This window comes from Microbacterium sp. AZCO, from assembly GCF_039614715.1.
Lineage (GTDB): Bacteria > Actinomycetota > Actinomycetes > Actinomycetales > Microbacteriaceae > Microbacterium.
This window is the reverse complement of sequence record NZ_CP154857.1, coordinates 3,344,798-3,369,793: the sequence shown is the minus strand read 5'-3', so window position 1 is coordinate 3,369,793 and position 24,996 is coordinate 3,344,798. Positions and strand designations below refer to the sequence as shown.

Here is a 24,996-nt window from a genome sequence, read left to right as displayed (position 1 = left end):
GGCCCAGGTGTATGCAACCACATGCACCTGTGAAGCATTCCCCGCGTTACGGCATCCGACGCCGACTGTCGCCGCGGAGGCGACACGCGCTACGGTCTGAGCATGCGGATCGCCCGGTCCGGCCGTTTCGTGTTCGTCGCACAGTGGGTGGCGGCGGCACTGCTGCCCGTCGTCTTCTTCTTCGGCGAGTCCTGGCTCATGGCCGAGGATCCGTCGTTCCGCAGCGACTACGCCGTTTACAGCATCCCGGTCCTGCTCATCCCGCCAGTGCTGACGCTGCTCGACGGCGAGGGGCGCCGCGAACGGTCGACGCGGGTGGGCTACGACGCGGCATCCGTCGTGCTCTGGTGCGCGATCGTGCTGGGCGGGCTGACGTTTCCGCTCGCGGACAACGGCGTGCGCGACTCCGCCATCATGAACACTTTCGGCATCTCGTACGACGCCGGCCCGTCGCCGGCCTTCCTCTTCGCCGTCGGCCTGATCGGCGTGGCTTATCTCGCACAGCTCGTGCTGGCGGTCATGGGCATCGTCCGAGGGCGCAATCCGGTCCACGCCTGACGCGCCCCGCGCCGGGACGGCGCCGCGCCCGCTACGGTCGGACCATGCGCATGGCAGGCTCCGGCCGTTTCGTCTTCATCGCCCAATGGGTGGCGGCGGTGCTGCTGCCGGTCTTCTTCTTCATCGGGCGAGGGTGGGTGGGGGCCCAGCTCGGCTGGCTCGCGTTCCTCGGCATCGTGTACGGCATCTTCGTCATCCTGGTGCTCCTCGTGCCTCCGCTGCTGACGCTCTTCGACACGCAGTCCCGGCGCGCGCGCAGGACGCGTCTCGCCTATGACATCGCGACGTTCGTGCTGTGGTTCGCGCTGCTCCTCGGTGCGCTGACGGTGCCCGACTCGGGGGACAGCGGCCACCTCGAATCGGCGCTCTCGACCTGGACGGGGATGTCGTACGAGACGTCGCAGGCCGTGTTCGTCGTCGCGTCCGCCCTCATCGGGCTCGCCTACCTCGGCCAGGTCGTGACGAGCATCCTGGGCATCATCCGGGGGCGCTACCCGGTCGACGCGTGACGCCGGCCATGCGCACCGTCCGGGCGCTCTGGGGCTCGACGCATCCCGGCCCGACGCTCGTCGTCACGGCGCTCGCGCTCGCGCTCGGCATCGCGGTGGGGCTCGAGCCGTGGCGGCTCGTGCTGCTGACGCTCGCCGTCTTCGCCGGGCAGCTGTCGATCGGCCTCTCGAACGACGCGATCGACTCCCCGCGCGACACCGCGGTGGGCCGCACCGACAAGCCCATCGCCCGGGGCGATGTCTCGGAGCGCACGGCGTGGATCGCCGCGATCGGGGCGGCGGTCGCGGCGCTCGCGCTCTCCGCGCCGCTGGGATTCGGGATGCTGGCAGCCCACGCCCTCTTCCTGGCGTCGGCCTGGTCGTACAACGCGGGGCTGAAGTCGACGGCGTTCTCGATCGTGCCGTTCCTCGTGAGCTTCGGCATCTTCCCCTCCCTCGCGACACTGTCCATGCCCGACCCCCGCGTCGCCGCACCGTGGGGCTGGATCGCCGGGGCCGCACTCGGAGCCGCCGTGCACCTCACCAACGTGCTGCCCGACCTCGATGACGACCGCGCGACCGGCGTGCGCGGCCTGCCGCATCGCCTCGGCGCGCGGGTGTCGGCCGTCGTCGCGGCGGGCGGGATCGTGGTCGGGGCGATCGCGGTGCTCGTCGGCGGTTCGCAGGGCTCGCCGTCAGTCCTGTCGTGGGTCTTCTTCTCGGCGGTCGTCGTGGTCGCGGTCGGCACGGCCGTGCTCGCGCTGGTGCGCCCGCCGACCCGCGTCCTCTTCCGGCTGGTCATGCTCGCCGCGCTCCTCCTCGCGGCGCAGCTCGTCGCGACGGGCGGCGCCTACGCGGCCTGAGACCGCGGGCGGCCGCGGGGCGGGCGCGTCGGGAGGAGATGGCAGGTCGGGAGGATGGATGCCGAGGGCGGCGTCCTCCGGGGGTGTCATCTCCTCCGCGGCTGTGCGGCCGCGGCCCCGGCCGGTCAGGCGTCGCGGTCGAAGCCCATCGCGTAGGCGTGGGCGAGCAGGCGCGCGCCGGGCGGCAGCAGCACCACGCGAAGGCCCGCCCGCCGCACGGCGTGGGCCGTCGGCCCGAGCGGCCGGCCCAGCGACGTGTTGAGCGTGGCGAGGGCGGCCGCCGTGCGGGCCGAGGCGAGGCGACGGCGCTCCCATGCCGCGAGCTCCGGCGCGGGCTCCCGCCCCGAGCGCACCCACGACGCGAGCAGGGGTGCGAGGGTCGCGGCATCCAGGAGCCCCAGGTTCATGCCCTGCCCGCCGATGGGGCTCACCTCGTGGGCCGTGTCGCCGATCACGAAGAGGCGTTCCCGGCGGAGCGCCGGGGCGACGGCGCGGCGCACCTCGAAGCTCGCGGCCGTGTGGACGAGCTCGGCGGCGGCATCCTGTCCCCGCGCGCGGAGCGCGGAGCGCAGACGGCTCACCCGGCCCGAGACCTCGCCTCCCGCGTCCCAGGCCACGAAGCGGCGCCGCCCGCCCGGCAGCGGGAACGACTCAAGCACTCCGTCGCGGTCGATGTTGACGACGGCGAGGTCGCCGTCGGCGTCGGACGCGACGTCGGCCATCAGGTACCGGTCGGCGTAGGGCCGAACGTGCACGGCTCCGGGGCGGTACACGAGCCGTCGAGCGCGCCAGCCGCCCGCGACGACGACGATCGGCGCCACCACCGACTCGCCGCCCTCGAGCGTCACTCGTCCGTCCGGAGCGACCGCCGTCACGGTGGCGCCCCGCCGCGGCGCGGGAGCCCCGAGCGCGAGCGCCTCCTCGGTGGCCGCCTGCGGCAGCGCCGCGACGAAGGGGAACCGCCGATCCAGCCGGTCGAAGCGCACGACGCCGAGCGCGCGGCCGTCGGAGCGCGCCTCTCCGCGAGAGACCCGCACGGCCGAGGCGAGCAGTCGCTCGGTGATCCCGGATGCCTCCAGCGCGGCGAGCACGGGCGCGTGCACGCCGATCGCCCGGCTGCCGTCTCCCGCCGACGCGCGCTGCTCGAGCAGCGCGACCTCGACCCCGTGCCGAGCGAGGAGCCCGGCCAGGAGCGTCCCGACCGGCCCGGCACCGACGATCGCCACGTCAGGCATCGCCGGGCGCCTCCGCCACGACGCGGAAGGGCGAGGCATCCCGGACCGTCCACGGATGACCCAGGGCGGCCTCGAGCTCGGCGGCGCGGTAGCTGCGCCGGATGGAGCGGAGCCCGTCGGTGCGCAGGAACGTCCCGGGCGCGAACGGGGTCACGCCGACGGCGTACAGCCCGTAGGCGGTGCGGCTGCGGCGGATGTCGGAGTGCAGCACGAGCCCGTCCGTCAGCGCGCGCGAATCCGCCGCGAACCCGGCGAGGTCGAAAGCCGAGAGGTGGTGCAGCACGTGGTTGGACACCACGGCGTCGAACCGCTCGCCGGCGGAGCGGAGGGACGAGGCATCCGACGCCCGGAACTCGATCCGCGAGGAGGCGCGCCCGCGGGCGACCTCGAGGGCCCGCGCGTCGGGGTCCGCGCCGACCCAGCGCACGTCGAGTCCGTCGCGCTCGGCGAGTCCCGCGAGCCGCGTCACGAGATCTCCGCCGCCCGATCCGAGGTCGAGCACGCGCGCGGGCCGCTCGAGCGACGCGAGGAACGGCCCGAGCCGTGCGCGATAGAGCGCGGCCCAGCCGCTCCACAGCCGGTTGACGGTGTCGAAGCGGCGCAGCGTCGCGGCGAGGCGGGCGGAGTCGCAGTCCGGATCGTCCATGAGCTCCCGCACGACGGTATCGCGCGCGCGGAGGCTCACGCGGTGGTCCGCCGGAGCAGCGCCGACTCGACGGTCAGGCCCGGTCCGAAGGCGAGGGCGGCGATGCGGGCGTCACCGAGCGCCGCGTCGTGCAGCAGGGCGCGCAGAATGAAGAGGATCGTCGCGCTCGACATGTTGCCCTGCTGCCGCAGCACCTCGCGCGACGCCTGGAGCGCCGCCTGGTCGAGGCCGAGCCCGGACTCGACGCGGTCGAGCACGCTCCGTCCGCCCGGGTGCACGGCCCACGCGTCCGGCCGGTCCTCGCCGAGGAATCCGCCGACGGCATCGCGGATCTCGCGGCCGATGATGCGCGGCACCTCGGCGGTGAGGACCATGTCGAACCCCTGGTCGCCGATCGTCCACACCATCTCGGACTCGCCCTCGCTCGTGAGGACGGTGCCGAACCGGTCGAGCTCGAGGCGCGGCCCGTCGCCGAACGACCGGGCCGATACGACGGCGGCCGCCGCGCCGTCCGCGAAGACCGAGGCCGCCACGATCTGCTGCGGATCCTCCGACGACCGGATGTGCAGCGTGCACAGCTCGGCCGCTGCCACGAGCACGACGGCGTCGGGCTGGGCGGCGCAGATCCGCGCAGCCGCACGCAGGCCGGGAAGCGCGGCCGCACACCCCATGAAGCCGATGTGGTACCGCTCGACGGTGCGCGGCAGGCCGAGGTCCTGCACGAGCCGGAAGTCGGGTCCCGGCGCGAACATGCCCGTGCACGACACCGTCACGACGTGGGTCACGTCGGCTGGGGAGAGGGATGCCTCGGCGAGCGCCTGCGCCGACGCCTCGGCGAACAGCGGCGGGGCGAGGCGGATGTAGGCGTCGTTCCGATCGCCCGTCGAGGGGACGAGGATCGTGCCGTCGGCGCCTGCGAGATCGAGCTCGGCGGGCGCGGCATCCCGAACCACCTCGCCGTCGGCCACGGCGACGAGGTCGGTGAGCACCGTGTTGCGGTGGTCGATCGCCGATGCGTCGAAGGCGGCGTGGATGAGCCGCTGCGTGATGCGGGTGAGCCCGGGCTGCGCCGCGAAGACGTCGCGCGCCGCCGTCTGCGAGACACGGGCCGGGGGCACCGCGGTGCCGATCGACAGGATGCTCGCAGCCATGGTCAACCTTAGGCACGCCCACCGGGCGTGCGGCCGAATCGGCGCGACTCGTCGCGAGAAGTTCGCCGGATCGTCGCCGGCCTCAGAGCGCGGGCCAGTCCGCCGGACCGGATGAGCCCGCGGCGTACTCCTCGAGCGGCACGGTGCCCGCCCGCCAGGCGTCGATGACGGGCTGCACGATGCGCCAGCACTGCTCGGCTGTGTCGCCGCGCACCGAGAGGGTGGGATCGCCGTCGAGGATGCCCGCGAGCACCTCGCCGTACGCCCGGCGGGCTCCTTCCCCGAAGTCCACGTCGAGCGAGGCGCGTTCGAGCTCGAACGGGTCGCCCGGGCCGTTGACGTTGAGCTCGAGCGACATGCGGTCCGGCCCGAGCGACAGGCGCAGCACCGACGGCGCGGCGGAGCCCGTGAAGCCCTGCGGAAGGTGCGCCACCTCCTTGAAGCGGATCACGATCTCCCTGACCTTCTCGCCGAGAGCCTTGCCCGACCGCAGCGTGAACGGGACTCCCGCCCACCGCACCGTCTGCACCTCCAGCGTGACCTCGGCCAGCGTCTCGGTCTCCCGCGCGGGGTCGACCCCCGGTTCCGCCGCGTAGTCGGGCAGTTCGCGCTCGCCGATGGTGCCGGCGGTGTAGCGGGCGCGGCGCGAATGCGCGACGGGATCGTCCTCCCACACCCTGGTCGCCCGCAGCGCCGCCGCCTTCGCGTCGCGGAAGTCGACGGCATCCAGTGTCGACGGAGGGTCCATCGCGACGACCGCGAGCACCTGGAGGAGGTGGCTCTGGATCATGTCGACGAGCGCGCCCGCGCGGTCGTAGTAGCCCGCGCGGCCCTCGAGTCCGAGCACCTCGTCGTAGCGGATGGTGACCGCTTCGATCTGATCGTTCGACCACACGGGCTCGAGGACACGGTTGGCGAACCGGAGTCCCAGCACGTTGAGCACCGTCGACCGGCCCATGAAGTGGTCGATGCGGTAGACCTGCTCCTCGGGCACGAGGCGCGCGAGCTGCGCGTTGAGCGCCTTCGCCGACTCTTCGTCGGTGCCGAAGGGCTTCTCGAGCGCGAGGATGAGCCCCTCCGGCCGGTCGACCTTCTCGAGGGCCTCGCAGGACTTCGCCGCGACCGCGGGCGGCACCGCGAAGTACAGGGCGATGCGTCCTTCGCAGTCGTGGATGAGCCGGCCGATCTCGTCGGGGTCGGTGATGTCGGTGCGCCGGTACTCCGTCTCACTGCGGACCGCCTCCACGGCCTTGCCCGACGCATCGGCCGTGGCGAAGGCGGCGGCGACGACGGAGCGCCACTTCTCGTCGTCCCAGTCGTCCATGCCCGCGCCCACCAGTCTCACGCTGCGTTCCGGCTCCTCCGTCAGCAGCTGCGCGAGGGCCGGGAGGAGCAGTCGCGACGTCAGGTCGCCCGACGCTCCGAGGATGCACAGGGTGGTCTCGATCGCCATGCCGTCACGATAGTCCGGCAGAGCCGGCGCACCAGGGGACTGGAACAATCGGAGGATGTCTGCTCCCATTGAGGACTACGCACTCGTGAGCAGCTGCCGCACGGCGGCGCTCATCACGCGCGACGGCAGCATCGACTGGCTGTGCCTGCCCCGCTACGACTCGGCCTCCGTCTTCGGTGCGCTCCTGGGCGATCAGAAGCAGGGATGCTGGAGCCTCCGCCCCACAGACCCCGACGCGACCTCGACGCGGCGGTACGAGGGCGACACCTTCGAGCTCGTGACGCGCTGGGAGACGTCGACGGGCGTCGCCGAGGTGCACGACGTCATGCCGATCGGCGGCGAGCGCACCGATCTCGTGCGCCGGATCGTGGGAGTGGAGGGCGAGGTCGAGTTCGCCGACGAGGTGCGGCTGCGCTTCGACTACGCGCGCACGCTGCCCTGGGTGCGACAGGCGGGCACGGCCGAGGCGCCGGCGCAGCTCGCGATCGCGGGACCGGATGCCGTGATCCTGCGCGGCGCGCACCGCAAGGCCGCCGATCATGCCCACCACGGCCGGTTCCAGGTCGGGGCGGGTGACGTGGTCGACCTCACGCTGACGTACTTCGCGTCGCACCTCGACGTGCCCCCGCCGCTCGATGTGGAGGAGACGCTCGAGGAGACCGCGCGCTGGTGGCGCCAGTGGGCGGCGCGCATCGATCCTGACGGTCCGCACCACGAGGCCGTCGTGCGCTCGCTCCTCGTGCTGAGGGCGCTGACGCACGAGGACACCGGCGGCATCATCGCGGCGGCGACGACGTCGCTCCCCGAGGACTTCGGCGGCGAGCGCAACTGGGACTACCGCTACGTCTGGCTGCGGGATGCCGCACTCACGCTCGAGGCGCTGCTCTCGCACGGCTTCGTGCGCAGCCCGCACCGCTGGCGGGACTGGCTGTTGCGCGCGCTCGCCGGCGACCCCTCGCAGACGCAGATCATGTACGGCATCGCGGGGGAGCGCGACCTGCGCGAGCGCACCCTGCCGAGCCTCCCGGGGTACGCGGGATCGGCGCCCGTGCGCATCGGCAACGGCGCCGTCGACCAGTTCCAGGCCGATGTCATCGGCGAGGTGCTCGTCGCGCTCGAGGCGACGCGCGCCGCGGGGGTCGAGGAGGACACCTTCTCGTGGCCGCTGCAGCGCGCCCTCATCGCCCGCGTCATCGCGACGATGGACCGGCCGGACTCGGGCATCTGGGAGATCCGCGGCGAGCCGCAGATGTTCACGCACTCCCGCGTCATGGTGTGGGCCGCGCTCGACCGCGGTGTGCGGGCCGTGCGGGAGAGTGGGCTCTCCGGCGACGCCGACGGGTGGGAGATCCTGCGCGACCAGATGCGCCACGAGATCGAGACGCACGGGTACGACGCCGAGCGCGGGCACTTCGTGCAGCACTACGGCTCGACGGCGGTGGATGCCTCGCTCCTGCTCCTCCCGCAGGTGGGGTTCTGCGACCACGACGATCCCCGCATGCTCGGCACGGTCGCCGAGATGGAGCGCACGCTGCTGCGCGACGGGCTCCTGTTGCGATACCGCACCGAGACGGGCGTCGACGGGCTCTCCGGCCACGAGCACCAGTTCCTCGCCTGCTCGTTCTGGCTCGTCGAGCAGTACGCGCACAGCGGCCGGACCCACGACGCCGAGAAGCTCATGCGCAAGCTCACGTCGTTCGCCAACGACGTCGGACTGCTGTCCGAGGAGTACGACACCGACGGGAAGCGGCAGGCGGGGAACACGCCGCAGGCGCTGACGCACCTCGCGCTCGTGCGCGCCGCCGACGCGCTCGCCGGGCACAGCGGACGCCGGGGACACGGCATCCATCGCCCTAAGCGCGCAGCGCCTCCTTCAAGGTGACCCGCGCGCCCATGCGCAGGAGCGAGTTCTCGTAGATGCGGGCGCCGACGAGGATCGCCGCGAGGCACGTCCCGACGAGGATCGCGAGCGAGAGCACCGGCTCCCACCACGAGACCTGCCCGAGATAGATGCGCAGCGGCATCGCGACGGGCGCGCTGAACGGCACATAGGACATGACCGCCAGCACGACGGGGTTGTCGTTGAAGAAGATCACGAGCAGGTAGGGCGCCAGGATCAGCATCGTGAGCGGGGTCGTCGTCGACCCGATGTCCTCTTGACGCGACACCATCGCGCCCGCCGCCGCGAAGAGCGACGCGAGCAGCACGAAGCCGAAGAAGAAGAACACGGCGAACCAGACCACCGGGCCGCCGAGCCCCGTCAGGGCGAGCGACTGTCCGCTGACCGTGAGGCCGACGAACGCGATCGCCGCGAGCGCGAGGATCTGCGCCATCGCGAGGATCGTGTTGCCGAGCACCTTGCCCGCCAGCAGCATCCGCACGGGGATCGCCGAGATGAGCAGCTCCACGACGCGGGTCTGCTTCTCCTCCACGACGCTCTGCGCGATCGTGCCGCCGAACATGCTCGCGGCCATGAGGAACACGACGCCGAACCCGATCGCGACGAAGTAGCGCAGCAGGGCGTTCTGCGGGTTCTCCTCGAGCAGCTGCACCTGCGGCGCGACGCTCAGGGTGGCCACGAGCGTCTCGGGGTACGAGTCCTTCGCCACGATCTTGTACGGATACGGCCCGTCCGCGGTGTCGGCCGGCACGACGGCCGCCTCGACGGTGCCGTCCTTGACCATCGCGATCGCGGCGTCGGCGGAATCCGCCGTCGTCACGGTGATCCCGCCCACTCCCGACACGGTGCTCGCGAGCTCCGGCGTCGCCGCGACATGGGTGGTCTGCACGTTCGTCGCCGCGATGCCCGCCCACACGAGCGCGACGAGGGGCAGCAGCAGGAGCAGCAGCGTCGAGACGACGAACGCCTTGCTGCGAAGCTTCGAGCCGATCTCGCGCTCGGTGACGAGCCACACGCTCTGCACGGCGGACGGCGTGGCCCGGCGGGCGGGGGCGGTGCGGGCGGTGGCGGTGGTCGGGGTGCTCACTGGATGACCTCCCGGAAGATCTGCGCGAGGGAGGGATGCTGCGGTGCGAAGCTCGCGACATCCCCCCGTTCCACGGCGAGGCGCAGCACGCGCTGCGCCGTCTCGTCGGTCTCGGCGTCGAAGACCGCCCAGCCACCGCGCCGGTCGAGCACGTGCACGCCCGGCTCCGCCGCGATCCAGCCGGCGTCGCCCGTCGAGACGAGCTCGAACCGGCGGACCGCGTGCTGCGCCCGCAGCTCGTCGCGCGAGCCGGCGGCGCGGATCGTGCCGCCCGCGATGATGACGAGGTCATCGCAGAGGCGCTCGACGACGTCGAGCTGGTGCGACGAGAACAGCACGGCGGCCCCGCGCGCCGACCGCTCCTGGAGCACGCCGGCCACGACGTCGACGGCCAGCGGGTCGAGGCCCGAGAACGGCTCGTCGAGGATGAGCACCTGCGGGTCGTGCACGAGCGCCGCCGCGATCTGCGCGCGCTGCTGATTGCCGAGCGACAGCGTCTCCACCTTGTCGCCGAGGCGCTCGCCGAGTCCGAGGCCCTCGAGCAGGGAGGTGGCGGCGGCTGAGGCATCCCCCTTCCCGTACCCGTGCAGGCGCGCGAGGTAGGCGATGTGCTCGCCGACCTTCATCTTGGGGTAGAGCCCGCGCTCCTCCGGCATGTAGCCGAAGCGGCGGCGGTCGTCGGCGGTGACGGGCCGTCCGTCGAGCAGGACGTCTCCGGAGTCCTTCGCGAGCACTCCGAGCGCGATGCGCATCGTCGTCGTCTTGCCGGCGCCGTTTCCGCCGACGAAGCCCGTGAGGCGGCCGGGCCGCACGTCGAACGAGACGTCGTCGAGCACGCGCCGGCCACCGTAGGTCTTGACGATGTTCCGCAGTTCCAGCACGACTCCACGCTAGGCGCAGGGCACCAGGGAATCGAACTTGTTATTGACAAGCGAGCTTGTTTTTTGCAACCATGACTGCAGGCCGAGGCGATGGATGCCCCGGGAGAACCGGTAGGAGTGCGAAATGCCCACCAACATCTTCGTCAACATCCCGACGAGCGACCTCGACCGCGCGAAGGCCTACTACACGGCCCTCGGCTGCGACATCAACCCGAACTTCACCGACGACAACGCCGCGTGCATCGTGTGGAGCGACGACATCTACTTCATGGTCCTCACCAGGGAGTACTTCTCGACCTTCACCGACAAGGAGTACGCCGACCCCAAGACGCACGCGCAGGTGCTCCTGTCGATCAGCCGCGACTCGCGCGAAGACGTCGACAAGACGATCGAGGCGGGCGTCGCCAACGGCGGCACGGCGCCCGGCGACCCGCAGGACTACGGGTTCATGTACTCCCGCGACCTCATCGACCCCGACGGCAACGGCGTGCAGTTCATGTGGATGGCCCCCGAGGCCGCGGCCAAGGGCCCGGAGGCGTACATGGCGGAGCAGGCCCAGGCGTAAGCGTGGCCTCCCGCAGCTACGGGCAGTACTGCGGAGTGACGTCGGCCGTCGAGCTGATCGGCGAGCGGTGGGCACTGCTCATCGTCCGCGATCTGCTCGTCGGCCCTCGCCGTTACACCGATCTCAAGCAGGGTCTGCCCAAGATCCCCACGAACATCCTCTCCACGCGGCTCAAGGAGCTTCAGGAGAGCGGTGTCGTGCGACGGGTGCCGCTCCTGCACTGCGGGCTCGTGTACGAGCTGACCGACTACGGGCGTGAGCTCGAGCCGATCGTCCTCGCGCTCGGACGGTGGGGGTTCCAGTCGATGGGGGAGCCCGGCCCCGACGACGTCGTGACGGCCGACTCGCTCACGATGGCGCTGCGGACGTCTTTCCAGAGGGATGCCGCTGCCGGCCTTCCTCCCGCGATCTACGAGCTGCACGTGGGCGACATCGTCCTGCGGGTTCAGGTCGACGGGGGCGAGCTGTACATCACGCAGGTCCAGCCCGCGGGTCGCCCGATCGACCCGCTCGCGCCGCGCGCGCCGGGTGGCGAGGTCGAGCTCGTGTTCGCGGCGGGTCCCGGCATCCGTCGCGTGATCTCGGGAGAGCTGACGCCCGGCGAGGCGATCGACGAGGAGGTGCTCGCCGTCGTCGCGGGCGACGCGACGCTTCTCGACCGCTTCGCCGCCACCTTCCACATCGATGCGGGGGCACTGGCGGCCGCCTGAACGCACGAAGAGGATGACATCATGACGAACGACGACGGCCGCGGCCGGATCTCCATCGACATCTTCTCGACCCTCGACGGCGTCGCGCAGGCGCCGGGCGGTCCCGACGAAGACACCTCCGGCGGCTTCCCGTTCGGCGGCTGGCAGGCGCCGTTCCGCGACGAGAGGATCGGCGCCGAGATCATGGCCGGCATCTCGCGCCTCGACGCGCTCGTGCTCGGCCGGCGCACGTACGAAATCTTCGCGGCGAACTGGCCCAACTACGGCGAAGGGGAGGACAACCCCATCGCGCAGAAGTTCAACAGCGTGCCGAAGTACGTCGCGTCGCGGGGCGACGTGTCGCCCCAGTGGGAGGGGACGACGCAGCTCGGCCCCGACGTCGTCGCCGAGATCGACGCCCTGCGCGACCGGCACCGCGAGATCCACGTCATCGGCAGCATCGACCTCGCGCACTCGCTCATCGACGCGCAGGTCTTCGACGAGCTCGTGCTGTGGGTGTACCCGATCGTGCTCGGACAGGGCAAGAAGGTCTTCCCCGACGGCGTCGCGCCGACGGCGCTGCGGCTCGTCTCACCCGCCGTGACGGGTGACTCCGGCGCGGTGTCACTGCGTTACGCCCCGGCCGGCACGCCGACGACGGGCGACATGACGCAGCCCGACCGCGGGGTGTGACCAGCCCTGGTCGTTCGACGACTGCCTCGCCCAGCGACCGGGACGGGCCTCAGAAGATCATGGGGCGATCGTCGTCGTCCTCGGGGCTTGTGAAGTCGAGGTCGACGACGACCGGGACGTGGTCGCTCGGCGCCTCGCCCTTGCGCTCGTCGCGGTGGATCGCGGCGCCCGCCACGGCGTTCGTGAACGCGTGCGAGCCGAGGATGAAGTCGATGCGCATGCCCTCGTTGCGGGGGAAGCGCAGGCGTTTGTAGTCCCAGTAGGTGTAGCCCGTCGGCACGAAGGGCCGGACGGCGTCGGAGAGGCCGGCGGCCTCGAGTGCCGCGAAGGCGGCGCGCTCGGGGTGCGAGACGTGGGTCGCGAAGCCCACCACGACGGCGGGGTCGCCGTTGTCGGCATCCGTCGGCGCGATGTTGAAGTCGCCGACGAGCGCGAGCGCGAGATCGGGGTCGGCCTCGAGGCTCGCCTGCACGTGACCGCGCAGCGCCTCGAGCCACTCGAGCTTGTAGTCGTAGTGCGGGTCGCCCAGCGCCCGGCCGTTCGGCACGTACAGGCTCCACACCCGCACGCCGCCGACGGTCGCACCGAGGGCGCGCGCCTCGAGCGGCTGATCGACGCCGAAGCTGCCCTTGTCGAATCCCGGCATCCCGGGGAACGCCGTCTGCACGTCGGTCAGCGGCTCGCGACTCGCGATGGCGACCCCGTTCCACTGCGAGAAGCCGTGCGCCTCGACGTGATACCCGGCATCGTGGAAGGCGTCGAACGGGAACTGCTCCGCCTTGCACTTGATCTCCTGCATCGCGAGCACGTCGATGCTCTCGCGCACCGCGAAGTCGACGATGCGGTCGACGCGGGCGCGGATGGAGTTCACATTCCAGGTGGCCAGGCGCATCCCACCAGCCTACGGCGGGCCGCCGACGTCGCATCCTTCGTCTCACCCTCCGACCTGGGCAAAAGCAGGGCGCGGTACAGTGAGGACCGTGGCGCGCCGCTCATCTCCCCCCGGCTCGCAGAGTTCGCTCCGCGAGGCCAATCGCGCGCGCCTGGTCGAGTCGCTCAAGCGGCACGGCCGTCTCACCCAGGTCGAGCTGGCCGGCAGCACGGGGCTCTCGCCCGCGACGGTGTCGAACATCGTCAAGGAGCTGACGGCGGCCGGCCTGCTGCACACCTCGATCACATCGCGCAGCGGGCGCCGCGCGACCCTCGTCTCGCTCGCCCGCCAGCTCGGGCTCGTCGCGGGCGTGCACTACACGTCGCGCCAGCTGCACATCGCGATCGCCGACGTCACGCGCACGGTCGTGAGTCAGACGTCACTGCCGCTGCCGCTCGACCACCGGCACGACGCGCAGCTCGACCGCCTCGCGATCCTCCTCGCCGAGCTCATGGAGTCGCTCGGCGGCAGCGTCGCCGACCTCCTCGCGGTCGGCCTCGCGCTGCCCGCCCCCATCGACCCCCGCACGGGCATGATCTCGACCCCGGGCCTGCTCCGCGGCTGGGAGGGCGTCGATGTCGCGGCGAGCCTCTCCGAGCGCATCGCGCGCCCGGTCTACGTCGACAGCGAGGCCAATCTCGGCGGCCTCGCCGAGGCGCGCGAGGGCAGCGGCCGCACGGCATCCTCCTCCGTCTTCATCCGCGTCGGGCACACGATCAGCGCGGGCCTCATCGTCAACGGCGACCTCTTCCGCGGCGTCAACGGCAAGGCGGGCCAGATCGGCCACGTCACGATCGACGAGAACGGGCCGATCTGCCGCTGCAGCAACCGCGGATGCCTCGAGACCTACGCCGGCGGCCCCGCGCTGCTCTCGCTCTTCCCGCCGAGCGCCGGCATGCAGCGCATCAGCGACCTCCTCCAGGCCGCCGAGGACGGCGACGGAAGCTCGCGCCGGGTGATCGCCGACGCGGGGCGGCACATCGGCATCGCGGCTGCGAGCCTCTGCAACCTCTTCGACCCCGAGCTCATCATCGTGGGCGGCGAGCTCGGACAGGCGGGCGAGATCCTCATGGCCCCCATGCGCCACTCCCTCGAGCGCACGGCGCTCGCGTCGGCCGGGGGACTCCCCGAGATCGTCGGCGCCTCGTTCGGCGAGTGGGCAGAGACGCGCGGCGCGATCGCGATCGCCCTCGACCATGTGACCGTCGACGCCGAAGTCATCCCCGTCTCGGCCTGAGCCGAGGTGCACCCGATGTCGCGTTCACGGCGATGGACCACCGGCCTGCGCGCCGCCGCGCTGGGCGTCGCGCTCGCGCTCACGGCGGCGCTCGCCGGCTGCACGGGCGCGCCCGCCGGTGACGACGGCGCGATCGCCCTCCTCCTCCCGGACGTCAAGACGGCCCGCTACGAGACCTTCGACCGCCCGTTCTTCGAGAAGCGCGTCGCAGAGCTCGGCGACTACCGGGTCATGTACTCGAATGCCGATCAGGATGCCGCCAAGCAGCAGCAGCAGGCCGAGTCGGCGCTCGCGGCGGGAGCGAAGGTGCTCGTGCTCGACGCCGTGGACACGAAGGCGGCGGCGAGCATCGTCGCGGAGGCGAACTCGCAGGGTGTGCCCGTCGTCTCGTACGACCGCCTCATCTCGGGCGGCGGTCTCGCGTACTACGTCTCGTTCGACAACGAGAAGGTGGGGGAGCTGCAGGCGACGGCCCTCGCCGACGCGCTCGAGGCGAACGGATCGGCCGCAGGCGGCATCCTGATGGTCAACGGATCGCCCACCGACAGCAACTCCGCCATGTTCCGCGAGGGCGCCGAGCAGATCATCGACGAGCACGGCCTGCGCCTGCTCGCCTCGTACGACACCCCGGATTGGAGTCCCGACAAGGCCCAGGAGTGGGTGGCCGGCCAGATCGCGCAGTACGGCGACGAGATCGTCGGCGTCTACGCCGCCAACGACGGCACGGCGGGAGGGGCGGTGTCGGCCCTGAAGGCGGCGGCTGTGGAGCCCTTCCCGATCGTGACGGGACAGGATGCCGAGCTCACGGCGCTGCAGCGGATCGTCTCGGGCGATCAGTACATGACCGTCTACAAGGCCATCAAGCCGCAGGCGGAGCTCGCAGCCGAGGTCGCCGTGAAGCTCCTGCACGGCGAGAAGATCACCGCTCCGCTCGAGATCGACGGCACGCCCGCGACCCTGCTCGAACCCGTCGCGGTGACCGTGCACGACATCCTCGACACCGTCGTGGCGGACGGGTTCTGGACGACGGACGACATCTGCACGCCCGATTACGCCGCCGCGTGCCGTGCGGCTGGCATCATCTGAACGATGTCGAACCCGGTCAGCTCTCCGCCGTATCGCAAGCGGATCCTCACGATGAAGGGGATCGGCAAGCACTTCGGTGCGGTCAAGGCGCTGACCGACGTGGAGTTCTCGGTCAACGAGGGCGAGGTCGTCGCGCTCGTCGGCGACAACGGCGCGGGCAAGTCGACGCTCGTCAAGATCCTCGCGGGCGTCCACCCGCCCGACGCGGGGACGATCGAGTTCGACGGCGACCTCGTCGAGATCGCGAGCCCCGCCGACTCGCAGGAGCTCGGGATCGAGACGATCTTCCAGGACCTCGCGCTGTGCGACAACCTCGACGTCGTGGCCAATCTCTGGCTCGGGCGCGAGCTCGTCACGAGCGGCGGGCTCGACGAGGTCGAGATGGAGCAGCGCACCTGGACGCTGCTGCGCGAGCTCTCGGCGAAGATCCCCTCCGTGCGCAGTCCCGTCGCCGCCCTCTCCGGCGGCCAGCGGCAGACCGTCGCGATCGCGCGCTCGCTCATCGGCGACCCGCGCGTCGTGATCCTCGACGAGCCGACCGCGGCGCTCGGCGTCGCCCAGACGGCCGAGGTGCTCAACCTCATCGAGCGGCTGCGGGAGCGCGGTCACGGCGTCATCCTCATCAGCCACAACATGGCCGACGTGCTGGCCGTCGCCGACAAGGTCGTCGTGCTGCGCCTCGGGCGCAACAACGGCGTCTTCAACGCGGTCGACGTCACGAGCGAGACTCTCGTCGCGGCGATCACGGGCGCGACGACCGGCATCACAGGCCGCGTGGAGCCCGAGAAGCCCGCCGAGCCCGCGAAGGACGGACGGATCATCAGGATGCCGCAGACCGGCGCGCGCCGCCCCTCTCCCCGTGCCGAGCGGGGCGAGCGGTGAGCGGCCTGCGCGACGAGCGCGCGACGCTCTCCGACCCCCTGCTCGAGGACGAGCGGATGCTGAGCCCCGGCGCGATCCGCCGCGCCGCGGGCGCTTTCGTCGACCGGGTCAAGGGCGGCGACCTCGGGTCGCTGCCGGTGATCGTGGGACTCGTCGTGATCTGGGGCGTCTTCCAGCTGCTCAACCCCGTGTTCCTCTCGAGCACGAACCTCGTGAACCTCACGATGCAGTGCGCCGCGATCGGCACGCTGGCGCTCGGCATCGTCGTCGTGCTGCTCGTCGGCGAGATCGACCTGTCGGTGGGATCCGTGTCGGGCCTGGCCGCCGCGCTCCTCGCGGTGACCCTCGTCGAGCTGCAGTGGAACGTCGTCTTCGCGCTCCTCGCCGCCGTCGCGGCGGGCTTGGTCGCCGGGCTCATCTACGGCTTCCTGTACACGCGGTTCGGCCTGCCGAGCTTCGTCATCACCCTCGCCGGCCTCCTCGGGTTCCTCGGCGTGCAGCTCTGGGTGCTCGGCAGCGCGGGCTCGATCAACCTGCCGTTCGACTCGTGGCTCGTGCAGTTCGCCCAGCAGATGTTCCTGCCGGCGTGGGCGTCGTACGTCGTGGCGGTCCTCGCCGTCGCCGTCTACACGCTCTCGCTCGTGCGCCGTGCGCGGCGCCGCACGGCGGCGAACCTCGTGGCGCAGAGCTACCTGGAGATCGGCATCCGAAGCGGCGGCCTGCTGCTGTTCCTCCTCGTCTCGGCCTGGTACCTCAACCTGTCGCGGGGTGTCGGGCTGATGTTCCTGTTCTTCATCGCGCTCGTCGTGACGATGCACCTCGTCCTGACCCGCACCCGGTGGGGACGGGCCGTCTACGCGGTCGGCGGCTCGGTCGAGGCCGCGCGGCGCGCCGGCATCCGCGTCGACCGCATCTACTACTCGGTCTTCATGCTCTGCTCGACGTTCGCGGCGGTCGGCGGGATCCTCGCGGCCGCCCGCCTCGCGGCGGCGAACCAGAGCTCGGGCGGCGGCGACACGAACCTCAATGCCATCGCGGCCGCGGTCATCGGCGGCGCGAGCCTGTTCGGCGGCCGGGGCACCGCCTTCTCGGCGCTCCTCGGCATCATCGTCATCCAGTCGATCTCGTCGGGTCTGACGCTGCTGAATCTCGACTCGTCGGTGCGCTTCATCATCACGGGCGTCGTGCTCGTGCTCGCGGTCATCGTCGACTCGATCTCGCGGCGCACGAGAGCCGCAACGGGCCGCGCCTGAGCCGGTAAACGCCATCCCGCGGGACGGCCGTTGCCTTCACTGGACGAACGCATCCTCGCCGTTGCCAAAGCGTTACGTTCACTACTTGACGACAAGAATCGCGCTGGGGATGATCGCTTCAGACGCGAAATGCCCGTGAGGCGCGTCTGCACATTCAACGATGAAAGGCGAATGATGAGGAAGTCATCCGTTATCGCCGCGGTCGCACTGGGGAGTGCGGCAGTGGCCCTTCTGGCCGGCTGTTCCAGCTCGGGCGGAGGAAGCTCCACCGAGAGCGGAGGCGGCGGCGACGCCGCTTCGACGCGCGCGTGCGTCATCCTGCCCGACGCGGCGTCCTCGCCGCGCTGGGAGAACTTCGACCGGAAGTACCTCGAGGAGGGCCTGAAGGCCGCCGGCTTCGATGCCGACATCCAGAATGCCCAGGGTGACGTCAACAAGTACGCGACGATCGCCGACCAGCAGCTCACGAAGGGCTGCGGCGTGATGCTGCTCGTCGACTACCAGGGTGCCGCAGAGGGCGTCGCGACGAAGGCGAAGAACGAGGGCATCCCCGTCGTCGCCTACGACCGTCCGTTCACGGGCGCCGACTACTACGTGTCGTTCGACAACAACGAGGTCGGCAAGCTGGAGGGCCAGACGGTCCTCGACGGCCTGAAGGCCGCCGGCAAGGATCCCGCCACCGCGACCGTCGTCTACATGGGCGGCGACCCGACCGACGGCAACGCCAAGATGTTCCACGATGGCGCCGTCGAGGTCATGGAGGCTGCCGGCATCAAGGCGGCCGCCGAGCCTCCGGGGGTCTGGGACCAGGCCAAGTCGCAGACCAACTTCGAGCAGGCCCTCACGGGTCTGGGCGGCAAGGTCGACGGCGTGTGGGTCGCGAACGACACCAACGCGGCCGGTGTCATCAAGGTGCTGCAGGACAACAACCTGAAGGGCGTCGCCGTCTCGGGTCAGGACGCGAACGTCGCGGGCCTGCAGAACATCCTGCTCGGCTGGCAGACCGCCACCGTCTACAAGCCGGTCAAGGACGAGGCGACCGCCGCGGTCGCGACGGCCGTCGCGCTCCTCAAGGGCGAGAAGGTCAACGCGCAGGCGAAGCTCGACGACGGCACCCCGTACGTCCAGGTCACGCCGCAGCTCGTCGGCCCCAAGGAGGTCAAGGAGGTCATCGCCGCCGGTGACGCCTCCTACAGCGACGTCTGCACGGCCGAAGTCAAGGCCGCCTGCGACGCGAACGGCGTAACGCAGTAACGTACGCAGAAAGGGGCGTCGCGGCCAGGCGTCGCGGCGCCCCTTTCACGCACGACAGCGCAAGGAAGCGAGCATGTCAGAACCCATCATCGAACTCCGGGGCGTGAAGAAGTCGTTCGGCCCCGTCAGTGTGCTCAAGGGCGTCGACCTCAAGGTGCGGCCGGGAAAGGTCACAGCACTCGTCGGCGACAACGGCGCCGGCAAGTCGACGCTCATCAAGGGTCTCGCCGGCGTCCAGCCGTATGACGAAGGCGAAGTCCTCATCGACGGGGAGCACCGCGCGCTGCACACGCCGCGCGAGGCCGCTGCCCTCGGCATCGAGGTCGTGTACCAGGACCTCGCGCTGTGCGACAACCTCGACATCGTGCAGAACATGTTCCTCGGCCGCGAGGAGCTCTCGTTCGGCACGTTCGACGAGGGGCGCATGGAGAAGGAGGCGTCCGACACGCTGCGCTCGCTCTCGGTCCGCACCGTGAAGTCGGTGCGGCAGAAGGTCTCGAGCCTCTCCGGCGGCCAGCGACAGACCGTCGCGATCGCGCGCGCGGTGCTGAAGAAGGCGCGCGTGGTGATCCTCGACGAGCCGACCGCGGCCCTCGGCGTCGCCCAGACCGAGCAGGTGCTGCACCTCGTGGAGCGCCTCGCCGAGCAGAACGTGGCCGTCGTCCTCATCAGCCACAACCTCGCCGACGTGTTCGCCGTCGCCGACGACATCGCCGTGCTGTACCTCGGCCAGATGGTGGCGCAGATCGAGACGAAGGACACCAACCGCGACGACGTCGTGGGCTACATCACCGGCACGAAGACGATGGGCGTCGAGCTCATCGGCACGACCACGCTCGAGACCCCGGGAGGTGCGGCATGACCGCCTCGACGACCACGAACGCCGGTCCCGACCCGGCGGTCGGCGACATGATCGGCAGCGGCGTCGAGGGAGGCCTCGGCGATCAGCTGCAGGCGTGGTGGCAGCGCGTGCGCTCCGGCGACATGGGGGCCCTGCCCGCGATCGGCGGACTCGTCGTGCTGTCGATCCTCTTCGCGTCGCTGAGCCCGTTCTTCCTGACCGAGCGCAACTTCGCGAACCTGCTCAATCAGGCCGCGACCCTCGTCATGCTCGGCATGGCGCTGGTGTTCGTGCTGCTGCTCGGCGAGATCGACCTGTCCGCCGGTGTGACGGGCGGCGTCGCGATGGCGCTCTTCGTCGTGCTCAACGCGAACTTCCACGTGCCGTGGCCGATCGCGCTCATCGTGGGCTTCGGGTTCGGCGTGCTGACCGGTGCGATCATCGGCTTCTTCGTCGCGAGGATCGGCATCCCGTCGTTCGTCGTGACGCTGGGTCTGTTCCTCGGCTATCAGGGCCTCGCACTGCTGATCATCGGCTCGGGCGGCCTGTTCCGCATCGAGGTGCCCGAGCTCATCGCACTGCAGAACGGCAACCTGCCGCCGTGGGCCGGCTGGGCGATGCTCGTCATCATCCTCGCCATCTCGGCGGGGACGGCGTTCTGGGACCGCGCCCGCCGCGCCCGTGCGGGCGTGCCGAACCGGACCATCACCCTCGTGTGGATCAAGCTGGCCGCCATCGCGGTCATCGGCGGGATCGCGATCTACATCCTCAACCAGAACCGCGGGCAGGGCCTGTTCGCCGTCGAGGGTGTGCCGCTCATCGTGCCGATCGTGCTCGTCATCCTGTGGCTCGGCACGTTCCTGCTCGACCGGACGAAGTACGGCCGCTACGTCTACGCGATCGGCGGCAACGCCGAGGCCGCCCGCCGCTCGGGCGTCAAGGTGCGCTGGATCAAGTGGTGGGCCTTCGTGATCTGTTCCACGCTGGCCGTCTTCTCGGCGCTGCTCAGCGTGTCGCGGGTCGGCTCGGTCGACGCGACGGTCGGACGCGACATCGTCCTGAGCGGCGTCGCCGCGGCCGTCGTCGGCGGTGTCAGCCTCTTCGGCGGCAAGGGCCGTCTCACGCACGCCGCCATCGGTGCGCTCGTCATCGCCGTGATCACGAACGGCCTCGGCCTGCTCAACCTCGGCGCCGGCATCAACCTCATGGTCACCGGCGCGGTGCTGATCCTCGCCGCGACCGTCGACGCGCTGTCGCGCCTGCGCGGCAACGGCGTACGAACCTGACGGAGCCCGAACCGTCAGACGAAGAGCCCGGCCGAGAGGCCGGGCTCTTCGAGTCTGGGCTCAGAGTGCGCGGAGGATGTCCTCGACCCGCTCCTTCGCGTCGCCGAAGAGCATCTGGGCGTTGTCGCGGAAGAACAGCGGGTTCTGCACGCCGGCGTACCCCGAGGCCATCGAGCGCTTGAAGACGACGACGTTCTCGGCCTCCCACACGCGCAGCACCGGCATCCCCGCGATGGGGCTCGTCGGATCCTCCGCCGCCGCCGGGTTGACCGTGTCGTTCGCCCCGATCACGAGCACGACGGACGTCCCGGCGAAGTCGCCGTTGATCTCGTCCATCTCGAGCACGATGTCGTACGGCACCTTGGCCTCCGCCAAGAGCACGTTCATGTGCCCGGGAAGGCGTCCCGCGACGGGATGGATGCCGAACCGCACGTCGATGCCGCGCTCCCGCAGCTGCGCCGCGAGCTCGGCGACGGGGTACTGGGCCTGAGCGACCGCCATGCCGTAGCCGGGCGTGATCACCACGCTCGACGCCGACGCGAGCAGGTCGGCGACGGTGTCGGCATCCACTTCCCGATGCTCTCCGCCCGCATCCTCGCCGTCGCGCGGGGCCTCGATGCCGAAGCCGCCCGCGATGACCGACAGGAACGACCGGTTCATCGCCTTGCACATGATGTAGCTGAGGTAGGCACCGGAGGAACCGACGAGCGCGCCCGTGATGATGAGCAGGTCGTTGTTCAGCAGGAAGCCCGCGGCGGCCGCGGCCCAGCCCGAGTAGCTGTTGAGCATCGACACCACGACGGGCATGTCGCCGCCGCCGATCGAGGCGACCAGGTGCCAGCCGAGAGCGAGCGCGAGGAGCGTCACGGCGACGAGCAGCCAGATGTTCGGGGTGACGACGTACCAGACGGTCAGGACGAGGAACGCGACGAGCGCGGCGACATTGAGCACGTTCTTGCCCGGCAGCATGAGCGGCTTCGACGACATGCGACCCGAGAGCTTGAGGAACGCGACGATCGACCCGGTGAACGTCACGGCCCCGATGAAGACGCCGATGAAGACCTCGGCATTGTGGATGCCGACGAGATCGAGCGGGACCTCGGCGACCGAGACCGCGCCGTTCCATCCGACCAGCACGGCCGCGAGACCGACGAAGCTGTGGAAGAGGGCGATGAGCTCGGGCATCCCGGTCATCTCGACGCGACGCGCGCGCCACAGGCCGATCGCGCCGCCGACGAGCACCGCGACGACGAGCAGGAGCAGCCCCGTCGTCGCCTGCGCCTGCCCCCAGAGGTCCTCGATCGTGAGCCACGCCGTCGCGAGGAGCGCGATCGTCATGCCGGCGATGCCGTAGACGACACCACGGCGCGCGGTGTCGTGCTTGCTGAGTCCAGCCAGGGCGAGGATGAACAGCAGGGCCGCGACGATGTACGCGGCGCTCGCGACCGACTCGGCGACAGACGGCACCGGTGCGTAGACGGCGGTCCCCGCGACGACCGTCACCGGCTGCCGCCCTTCTGGAACATCGCGAGCATTCGGCGCGTGACCGAGAACCCGCCGAAGATGTTGATGCTCGCCAGCAGCACGGCGATCGCGGCGAGCACCTGCACGACGAGGAACGGCGAGGCGAGCTGCAGCATCGCGCCCACCACGATGATGCCCGAGATCGCGTTGGTGACGCTCATCAGCGGCGTGTGCAGGGCGTGGTGCACGTGGCCGATGACGTAGAACCCGACGACGACCGACAGCATCAGCACGGTGAAGTGCTGCGGAAGGGGGTCGGGCGCGATGGCCGCGACGAGGAAGAAGGCGCCGATGCCGAGGGCGATCAGGCCCGTGCGCGCGCCCTGAGACAGCGTCCTCTTCGGCGCAGCGGCGGCGGGAGCGACCGCCGGCGCGGTCTTCGCCGGCGCGGCCGACACCGGCACCGGCGGTGGCGGCCATGTCGACTCGCCGTCGCGCACGACCGTGATCGACCGCTGCACGACGTCGTCGAAGTCGAGGACGAGGACGCCGTCCTTGCCGGGGGTCAGCAGCGCGAGCAGATTGAGGATGTTCGTGCCGTACAGCTGGGACGCCTGCGTCGGGAGCCGCCCCGCGAGGTCGGTGTACCCGAGGATCACCACGCCGTTCGGCGTGACGACGCGCTCACCGGCGACCGAGCCCTCGACGTTGCCGCCCTGGATGGCCGCCATGTCGACGATGACGCTCCCGGGCCGCATCGCCGCGACGTCCGCCGCCGTGATGAGGCGCGGCGCCGGCCGGCCCGGGATGAGCGCCGTCGTGATGACGATGTCGACGTCGCGCGCCTGCGCGGAGTAGAGCGCCGCCGCGGCGCGGTCGTACGCCTCGCTCGTCGCCTTCGCGTAGCCGTCGGTCGACTCCTCGACGACGGCCTCGACCGGCAGGTACTCGCCGCCGATCGAGCGCACCTGGTCGGCGACCTCGGGGCGGGGGTCGGTCGCCCGCACGATCGCGCCGAGGCTCGAGGCGGCGCCGATCGCCGCGAGACCCGCGACGCCGGCGCCCGCGACGAGCACCTTGGCGGGCGGAACCTTGCCGGCGGCGGTCACCTGGCCCGTGAAGAACCGGCCGAACTCGTGCGCCGCCTCGACGACCGCGCGGTAGCCGGCGATGTTGGCCATCGAGCTGAGCACGTCCATCGACTGCGCACGCGAGATGCGCGGCACGGCGTCGAGGGCGAGCGCTGTGATGCCGCGCGTCTCGAGCGACTCCCGCACGTCGGGGCGCAGCGCGGGGCTCAGCATCCCGATGAGGGTCGCTCCGTCGGCGAGCCGGGCGATCTCGTCGCGGGTGGGGGCGTCGACCTTGAGCACGATGGGCGCCGCCCACGCCGTGGCGCGGTCGACGACGGTCGCGCCGGCATCCGCATAGGCATGATCGGGGAACGCGGATGCCTCGCCCGCGCCCCGCTCCACGACGACCTCGTAGCCGAGCCCGCGCAGCTTGCCCACCGTGGTGGGGGTCGCGGCGACCCGGGTCTCTCCGGGCTGCTCAGCGACGATGCCGATCCGACTCATGCAGGCTCCTGTGCTCGCGTCCGAACGTCGCCGCGGCGACCGTTCCCGCCGCGATGGCGCACTTCCTCCGACTCTAGGAGTCGCTCCGGCATCCTGGACCATCCGAACGCTCACGAACGTGTTTCGATACGCTCGCCGTATGACCGTCGCCTCCACGTCCGAGCTCGAGCTCGACCGCCAGAACCTCATCGCGCTCATCAAGGCGGAGGCCGTGTTCCACGGGGACTTCACGCTCTCCAGCGGCAAGAAGGCGTCGTACTACGTCGACATGCGCAAGCTCACGCTCGACCACCGCGCGGCCCCGGCGATCGGCCGCATCATCCTCGACCTCATCCGGGACGTCGACGGCATCGTCGCGGTCGGCGGCCTCACGCTCGGCGCCGACCCCATCGCCAACGCCGTCATGCACGAATCGGCGCGGACCAGCACGCCGCTCGACGCGTTCGTCGTGCGCAAGGAGCCCAAGGACCACGGCCGGGGCCGCCAGGTCGAGGGTGCGGATGTCGCGGGCAAGCGCGTCGTCGTCGTGGAGGACACCTCGACCACCGGCCAGTCGGCGCTGAAGGCCGTCGAGGCGCTGCGCCGCGAAGGCGCGGAGCCCGTCGCGGTCGCCGTGATCGTCGACCGCAAGACGGGCGCCCAGGCGGCCGTGGAGGCCGAGGGGCTGCAGTGGCTCGCCGCGATCGACCTCGATGACCTGGGACTTCAGCCCCAGTAGATCAGCCGCGGAAGAAGGTCTGCGAGGCGAGAGCCAGCAGCACGCCGGCGATCACCAGCACGACGATCGCGATGCGCGTGCCGCCGCGGCCGGCGCTGTCGTCGCCGAGCTTCTTGTTGCGCTGCCAGAGGATCGTCGCCGCCACGAGGCATCCCAGGGCGAGCAGGACGACTCCGAGCGACATGACCTCGATCGTAGGGGCGCCGCCCGCCGCCGTGTATCACCGCTCCGCCGCACCGCCTCATACGGGTGACGCCG

At 71.1% G+C, this 24,996-nt stretch carries 24 protein-coding genes and 1 pseudogene; 15 read left to right on the top strand and 10 right to left on the bottom strand.

Going from position 1 to position 24,996, the window contains the following annotated elements; genetic code table 11:
* The first annotated feature begins 102 nt into the window (after positions 1-102).
* The 3 genes from AAIB33_RS15385 to AAIB33_RS15375 are packed head-to-tail and all read left to right on the top strand — an operon-like array spanning position 103 to position 1,909.
* Positions 103-558, top strand: coding sequence for a hypothetical protein (locus tag AAIB33_RS15385; RefSeq protein WP_345800836.1), 456 nt, complete (start codon positions 103-105; stop codon positions 556-558).
* 44 nt (positions 559-602) lie between these two features.
* Positions 603-1,067 carry a hypothetical protein gene (locus tag AAIB33_RS15380; protein WP_345800835.1) on the top strand — a complete coding sequence of 155 codons (465 nt, stop codon included), beginning with the start codon at positions 603-605 and terminating at the stop codon, positions 1,065-1,067.
* The gene (locus AAIB33_RS15375; protein WP_345800834.1) at positions 1,064-1,909 is read left to right on the top strand and encodes a UbiA family prenyltransferase; all 846 of its coding nucleotides are present in this window, start codon (positions 1,064-1,066) and stop codon (positions 1,907-1,909) included. Before AAIB33_RS15380 ends, AAIB33_RS15375 begins: the two co-directional genes overlap by 4 nt.
* 125 nt (positions 1,910-2,034) lie before the next feature.
* On the opposite strand, the gene AAIB33_RS15370 is transcribed toward AAIB33_RS15375, so the two are convergent.
* The 4 genes from AAIB33_RS15370 to AAIB33_RS15355 all read right to left on the bottom strand — a co-directional run bounded on the left by AAIB33_RS15370 (position 2,035) and on the right by AAIB33_RS15355 (position 6,394).
* Positions 2,035-3,144 (bottom strand): NAD(P)/FAD-dependent oxidoreductase, encoded by a 1,110-nt coding sequence (locus AAIB33_RS15370; RefSeq protein WP_345800833.1) that lies wholly within the window; start codon positions 3,142-3,144, stop codon positions 2,035-2,037.
* A complete protein-coding gene (locus tag AAIB33_RS15365; RefSeq protein WP_345800832.1) occupies positions 3,137-3,829 on the bottom strand; it encodes a methyltransferase domain-containing protein in 693 nt (230 codons plus the stop codon). Before AAIB33_RS15365 ends, AAIB33_RS15370 begins: the two co-directional genes overlap by 8 nt.
* A complete protein-coding gene (locus AAIB33_RS15360; protein WP_345800831.1) occupies positions 3,826-4,941 on the bottom strand; it encodes a type III polyketide synthase in 1,116 nt (371 codons plus the stop codon). Before AAIB33_RS15360 ends, AAIB33_RS15365 begins: the two co-directional genes overlap by 4 nt.
* An 82-nt stretch (positions 4,942-5,023) precedes the next feature.
* Positions 5,024-6,394 (bottom strand): glucose-6-phosphate dehydrogenase, encoded by a 1,371-nt coding sequence (locus AAIB33_RS15355; RefSeq protein ID WP_345800830.1) that lies wholly within the window; start codon positions 6,392-6,394, stop codon positions 5,024-5,026.
* 52 nt (positions 6,395-6,446) lie between these two features.
* Between AAIB33_RS15355 and AAIB33_RS15350 the strand changes: the two are divergent.
* Positions 6,447-8,276, top strand: a pseudogene (locus AAIB33_RS15350) (glycoside hydrolase family 15 protein); the annotation flags it as partial.
* Here the strand turns inward: AAIB33_RS15350 and AAIB33_RS15345 are convergent.
* Together AAIB33_RS15345 and AAIB33_RS15340 are read right to left on the bottom strand one after the other, a co-directional pair.
* A complete protein-coding gene (locus tag AAIB33_RS15345; protein ID WP_345800829.1) occupies positions 8,248-9,381 on the bottom strand; it encodes an ABC transporter permease in 1,134 nt (377 codons plus the stop codon). The pseudogene AAIB33_RS15350 and the gene AAIB33_RS15345 sit on opposite strands and share 29 nt — an antisense overlap.
* On the bottom strand, positions 9,378-10,262 hold the full coding sequence (locus AAIB33_RS15340; protein WP_345800828.1) for an ATP-binding cassette domain-containing protein: 885 nt from the start codon (positions 10,260-10,262) through the stop codon (positions 9,378-9,380). The genes AAIB33_RS15345 and AAIB33_RS15340 overlap by 4 nt, the downstream gene beginning before the upstream one ends.
* Before the next feature lie 124 nt (positions 10,263-10,386).
* Here AAIB33_RS15340 and AAIB33_RS15335 point away from each other — a divergent pair, with 124 nt between their 5' ends.
* From AAIB33_RS15335 to AAIB33_RS15325, 3 genes are read left to right on the top strand one after another with little or no spacing between them, the layout of a single operon-like run.
* Positions 10,387-10,827: a VOC family protein gene (locus tag AAIB33_RS15335; RefSeq protein ID WP_345800827.1), complete on the top strand. Its 441-nt coding sequence runs from the start codon at positions 10,387-10,389 to the stop codon at positions 10,825-10,827.
* A gap of 2 nt (positions 10,828-10,829) precedes the next feature.
* Positions 10,830-11,537, top strand: a complete 708-nt coding sequence (locus tag AAIB33_RS15330) for a helix-turn-helix domain-containing protein (RefSeq protein WP_345800826.1) — start codon at positions 10,830-10,832, stop codon at positions 11,535-11,537.
* Between the two features lie 21 nt (positions 11,538-11,558).
* On the top strand, positions 11,559-12,209 hold the full coding sequence (locus AAIB33_RS15325; protein WP_345800825.1) for a dihydrofolate reductase family protein: 651 nt from the start codon (positions 11,559-11,561) through the stop codon (positions 12,207-12,209).
* Positions 12,210-12,258: 49 nt separating this feature from the next.
* Here the strand turns inward: AAIB33_RS15325 and AAIB33_RS15320 are convergent, their stop codons facing one another.
* Positions 12,259-13,101, bottom strand: a complete 843-nt coding sequence (locus AAIB33_RS15320) for an exodeoxyribonuclease III (protein WP_345800824.1) — start codon at positions 13,099-13,101, stop codon at positions 12,259-12,261.
* An 88-nt stretch (positions 13,102-13,189) separates the two neighbouring features.
* On the opposite strand from AAIB33_RS15320, the gene AAIB33_RS15315 reads away from it, so the two are divergent.
* From AAIB33_RS15315 to AAIB33_RS15285, 7 genes are all read left to right on the top strand, one after another.
* The gene (locus tag AAIB33_RS15315) at positions 13,190-14,377 is read left to right on the top strand and encodes an ROK family transcriptional regulator (protein WP_345800823.1); all 1,188 of its coding nucleotides are present in this window, start codon (positions 13,190-13,192) and stop codon (positions 14,375-14,377) included.
* A 15-nt stretch (positions 14,378-14,392) separates the two neighbouring features.
* Entirely contained in the window at positions 14,393-15,463 is a 1,071-nt protein-coding gene (locus AAIB33_RS15310) for a substrate-binding domain-containing protein (protein ID WP_345800822.1), read from the top strand.
* Positions 15,464-15,466: 3 nt separating this feature from the next.
* Complete coding sequence (locus AAIB33_RS15305) at positions 15,467-16,345, top strand: ATP-binding cassette domain-containing protein (RefSeq protein WP_345800821.1); 879 nt, start codon at positions 15,467-15,469, stop codon at positions 16,343-16,345.
* 56 nt (positions 16,346-16,401) lie between these two features.
* The gene (locus AAIB33_RS15300) at positions 16,402-17,598 is read left to right on the top strand and encodes a sugar ABC transporter permease (RefSeq protein WP_345803453.1); all 1,197 of its coding nucleotides are present in this window, start codon (positions 16,402-16,404) and stop codon (positions 17,596-17,598) included.
* Between the two features lie 222 nt (positions 17,599-17,820).
* Complete coding sequence (locus AAIB33_RS15295) at positions 17,821-18,852, top strand: substrate-binding domain-containing protein (RefSeq protein ID WP_345800820.1); 1,032 nt, start codon at positions 17,821-17,823, stop codon at positions 18,850-18,852.
* Between the two features lie 73 nt (positions 18,853-18,925).
* Positions 18,926-19,714, top strand: a complete 789-nt coding sequence (locus AAIB33_RS15290) for an ATP-binding cassette domain-containing protein (protein ID WP_345800819.1) — start codon at positions 18,926-18,928, stop codon at positions 19,712-19,714.
* Positions 19,711-20,979, top strand: a complete 1,269-nt coding sequence (locus AAIB33_RS15285; protein ID WP_345800818.1) for an ABC transporter permease — start codon at positions 19,711-19,713, stop codon at positions 20,977-20,979. The genes AAIB33_RS15290 and AAIB33_RS15285 overlap by 4 nt, the downstream gene beginning before the upstream one ends.
* A 60-nt stretch (positions 20,980-21,039) precedes the next feature.
* On the opposite strand, the gene pntB is transcribed toward AAIB33_RS15285, so the two are convergent.
* Together pntB and AAIB33_RS15275 are read right to left on the bottom strand one after the other, a co-directional pair.
* Positions 21,040-22,446 carry a Re/Si-specific NAD(P)(+) transhydrogenase subunit beta gene (gene pntB, locus AAIB33_RS15280; protein WP_345803452.1) on the bottom strand — a complete coding sequence of 469 codons (1,407 nt, stop codon included), beginning with the start codon at positions 22,444-22,446 and terminating at the stop codon, positions 21,040-21,042.
* 32 nt (positions 22,447-22,478) lie between these two features.
* The gene (locus AAIB33_RS15275; protein WP_345800817.1) at positions 22,479-24,020 is read right to left on the bottom strand and encodes a Re/Si-specific NAD(P)(+) transhydrogenase subunit alpha; all 1,542 of its coding nucleotides are present in this window, start codon (positions 24,018-24,020) and stop codon (positions 22,479-22,481) included.
* A 139-nt stretch (positions 24,021-24,159) separates the two neighbouring features.
* On the opposite strand from AAIB33_RS15275, the gene pyrE reads away from it, so the two are divergent.
* On the top strand, positions 24,160-24,738 hold the full coding sequence (gene pyrE / locus AAIB33_RS15270) for an orotate phosphoribosyltransferase (protein WP_345800816.1): 579 nt from the start codon (positions 24,160-24,162) through the stop codon (positions 24,736-24,738).
* A gap of 1 nt (position 24,739) precedes the next feature.
* On the opposite strand, the gene AAIB33_RS15265 is transcribed toward pyrE, so the two are convergent.
* Complete coding sequence (locus tag AAIB33_RS15265; protein ID WP_345800815.1) at positions 24,740-24,922, bottom strand: hypothetical protein; 183 nt, start codon at positions 24,920-24,922, stop codon at positions 24,740-24,742.
* Positions 24,923-24,996 lie beyond the last annotated feature (74 nt).

Excerpts from the sequence above, each read along its gene's own strand:
- AAIB33_RS15285 (WP_345800818.1), top strand. The coding sequence starts at position 19,711 with ATGACCGCCTCGACGACCACGAACGCCGGTCCCGACCCGGCGGTCGGC.
- AAIB33_RS15320 (WP_345800824.1), bottom strand. The coding sequence starts at position 13,101 with ATGCGCCTGGCCACCTGGAATGTGAACTCCATCCGCGCCCGCGTCGAC.
- AAIB33_RS15370 (WP_345800833.1), bottom strand. The coding sequence starts at position 3,144 with ATGCCTGACGTGGCGATCGTCGGTGCCGGGCCGGTCGGGACGCTCCTG.
- AAIB33_RS15290 (WP_345800819.1), top strand. The coding sequence starts at position 18,926 with ATGTCAGAACCCATCATCGAACTCCGGGGCGTGAAGAAGTCGTTCGGC.
- AAIB33_RS15360 (WP_345800831.1), bottom strand. The coding sequence starts at position 4,941 with ATGGCTGCGAGCATCCTGTCGATCGGCACCGCGGTGCCCCCGGCCCGT.
- AAIB33_RS15265 (WP_345800815.1), bottom strand. The coding sequence starts at position 24,922 with ATGTCGCTCGGAGTCGTCCTGCTCGCCCTGGGATGCCTCGTGGCGGCG.
- AAIB33_RS15305 (WP_345800821.1), top strand. The coding sequence starts at position 15,467 with ATGTCGAACCCGGTCAGCTCTCCGCCGTATCGCAAGCGGATCCTCACG.
- AAIB33_RS15385 (WP_345800836.1), top strand. The coding sequence starts at position 103 with ATGCGGATCGCCCGGTCCGGCCGTTTCGTGTTCGTCGCACAGTGGGTG.
- AAIB33_RS15300 (WP_345803453.1), top strand. The coding sequence starts at position 16,402 with ATGCTGAGCCCCGGCGCGATCCGCCGCGCCGCGGGCGCTTTCGTCGAC.
- pyrE (WP_345800816.1), top strand. The coding sequence starts at position 24,160 with ATGACCGTCGCCTCCACGTCCGAGCTCGAGCTCGACCGCCAGAACCTC.
- AAIB33_RS15275 (WP_345800817.1), bottom strand. The coding sequence starts at position 24,020 with ATGAGTCGGATCGGCATCGTCGCTGAGCAGCCCGGAGAGACCCGGGTC.
- AAIB33_RS15325 (WP_345800825.1), top strand. The coding sequence starts at position 11,559 with ATGACGAACGACGACGGCCGCGGCCGGATCTCCATCGACATCTTCTCG.
- AAIB33_RS15335 (WP_345800827.1), top strand. The coding sequence starts at position 10,387 with ATGCCCACCAACATCTTCGTCAACATCCCGACGAGCGACCTCGACCGC.
- AAIB33_RS15355 (WP_345800830.1), bottom strand. The coding sequence starts at position 6,394 with ATGGCGATCGAGACCACCCTGTGCATCCTCGGAGCGTCGGGCGACCTG.
- AAIB33_RS15310 (WP_345800822.1), top strand. The coding sequence starts at position 14,393 with ATGTCGCGTTCACGGCGATGGACCACCGGCCTGCGCGCCGCCGCGCTG.
- AAIB33_RS15380 (WP_345800835.1), top strand. The coding sequence starts at position 603 with ATGCGCATGGCAGGCTCCGGCCGTTTCGTCTTCATCGCCCAATGGGTG.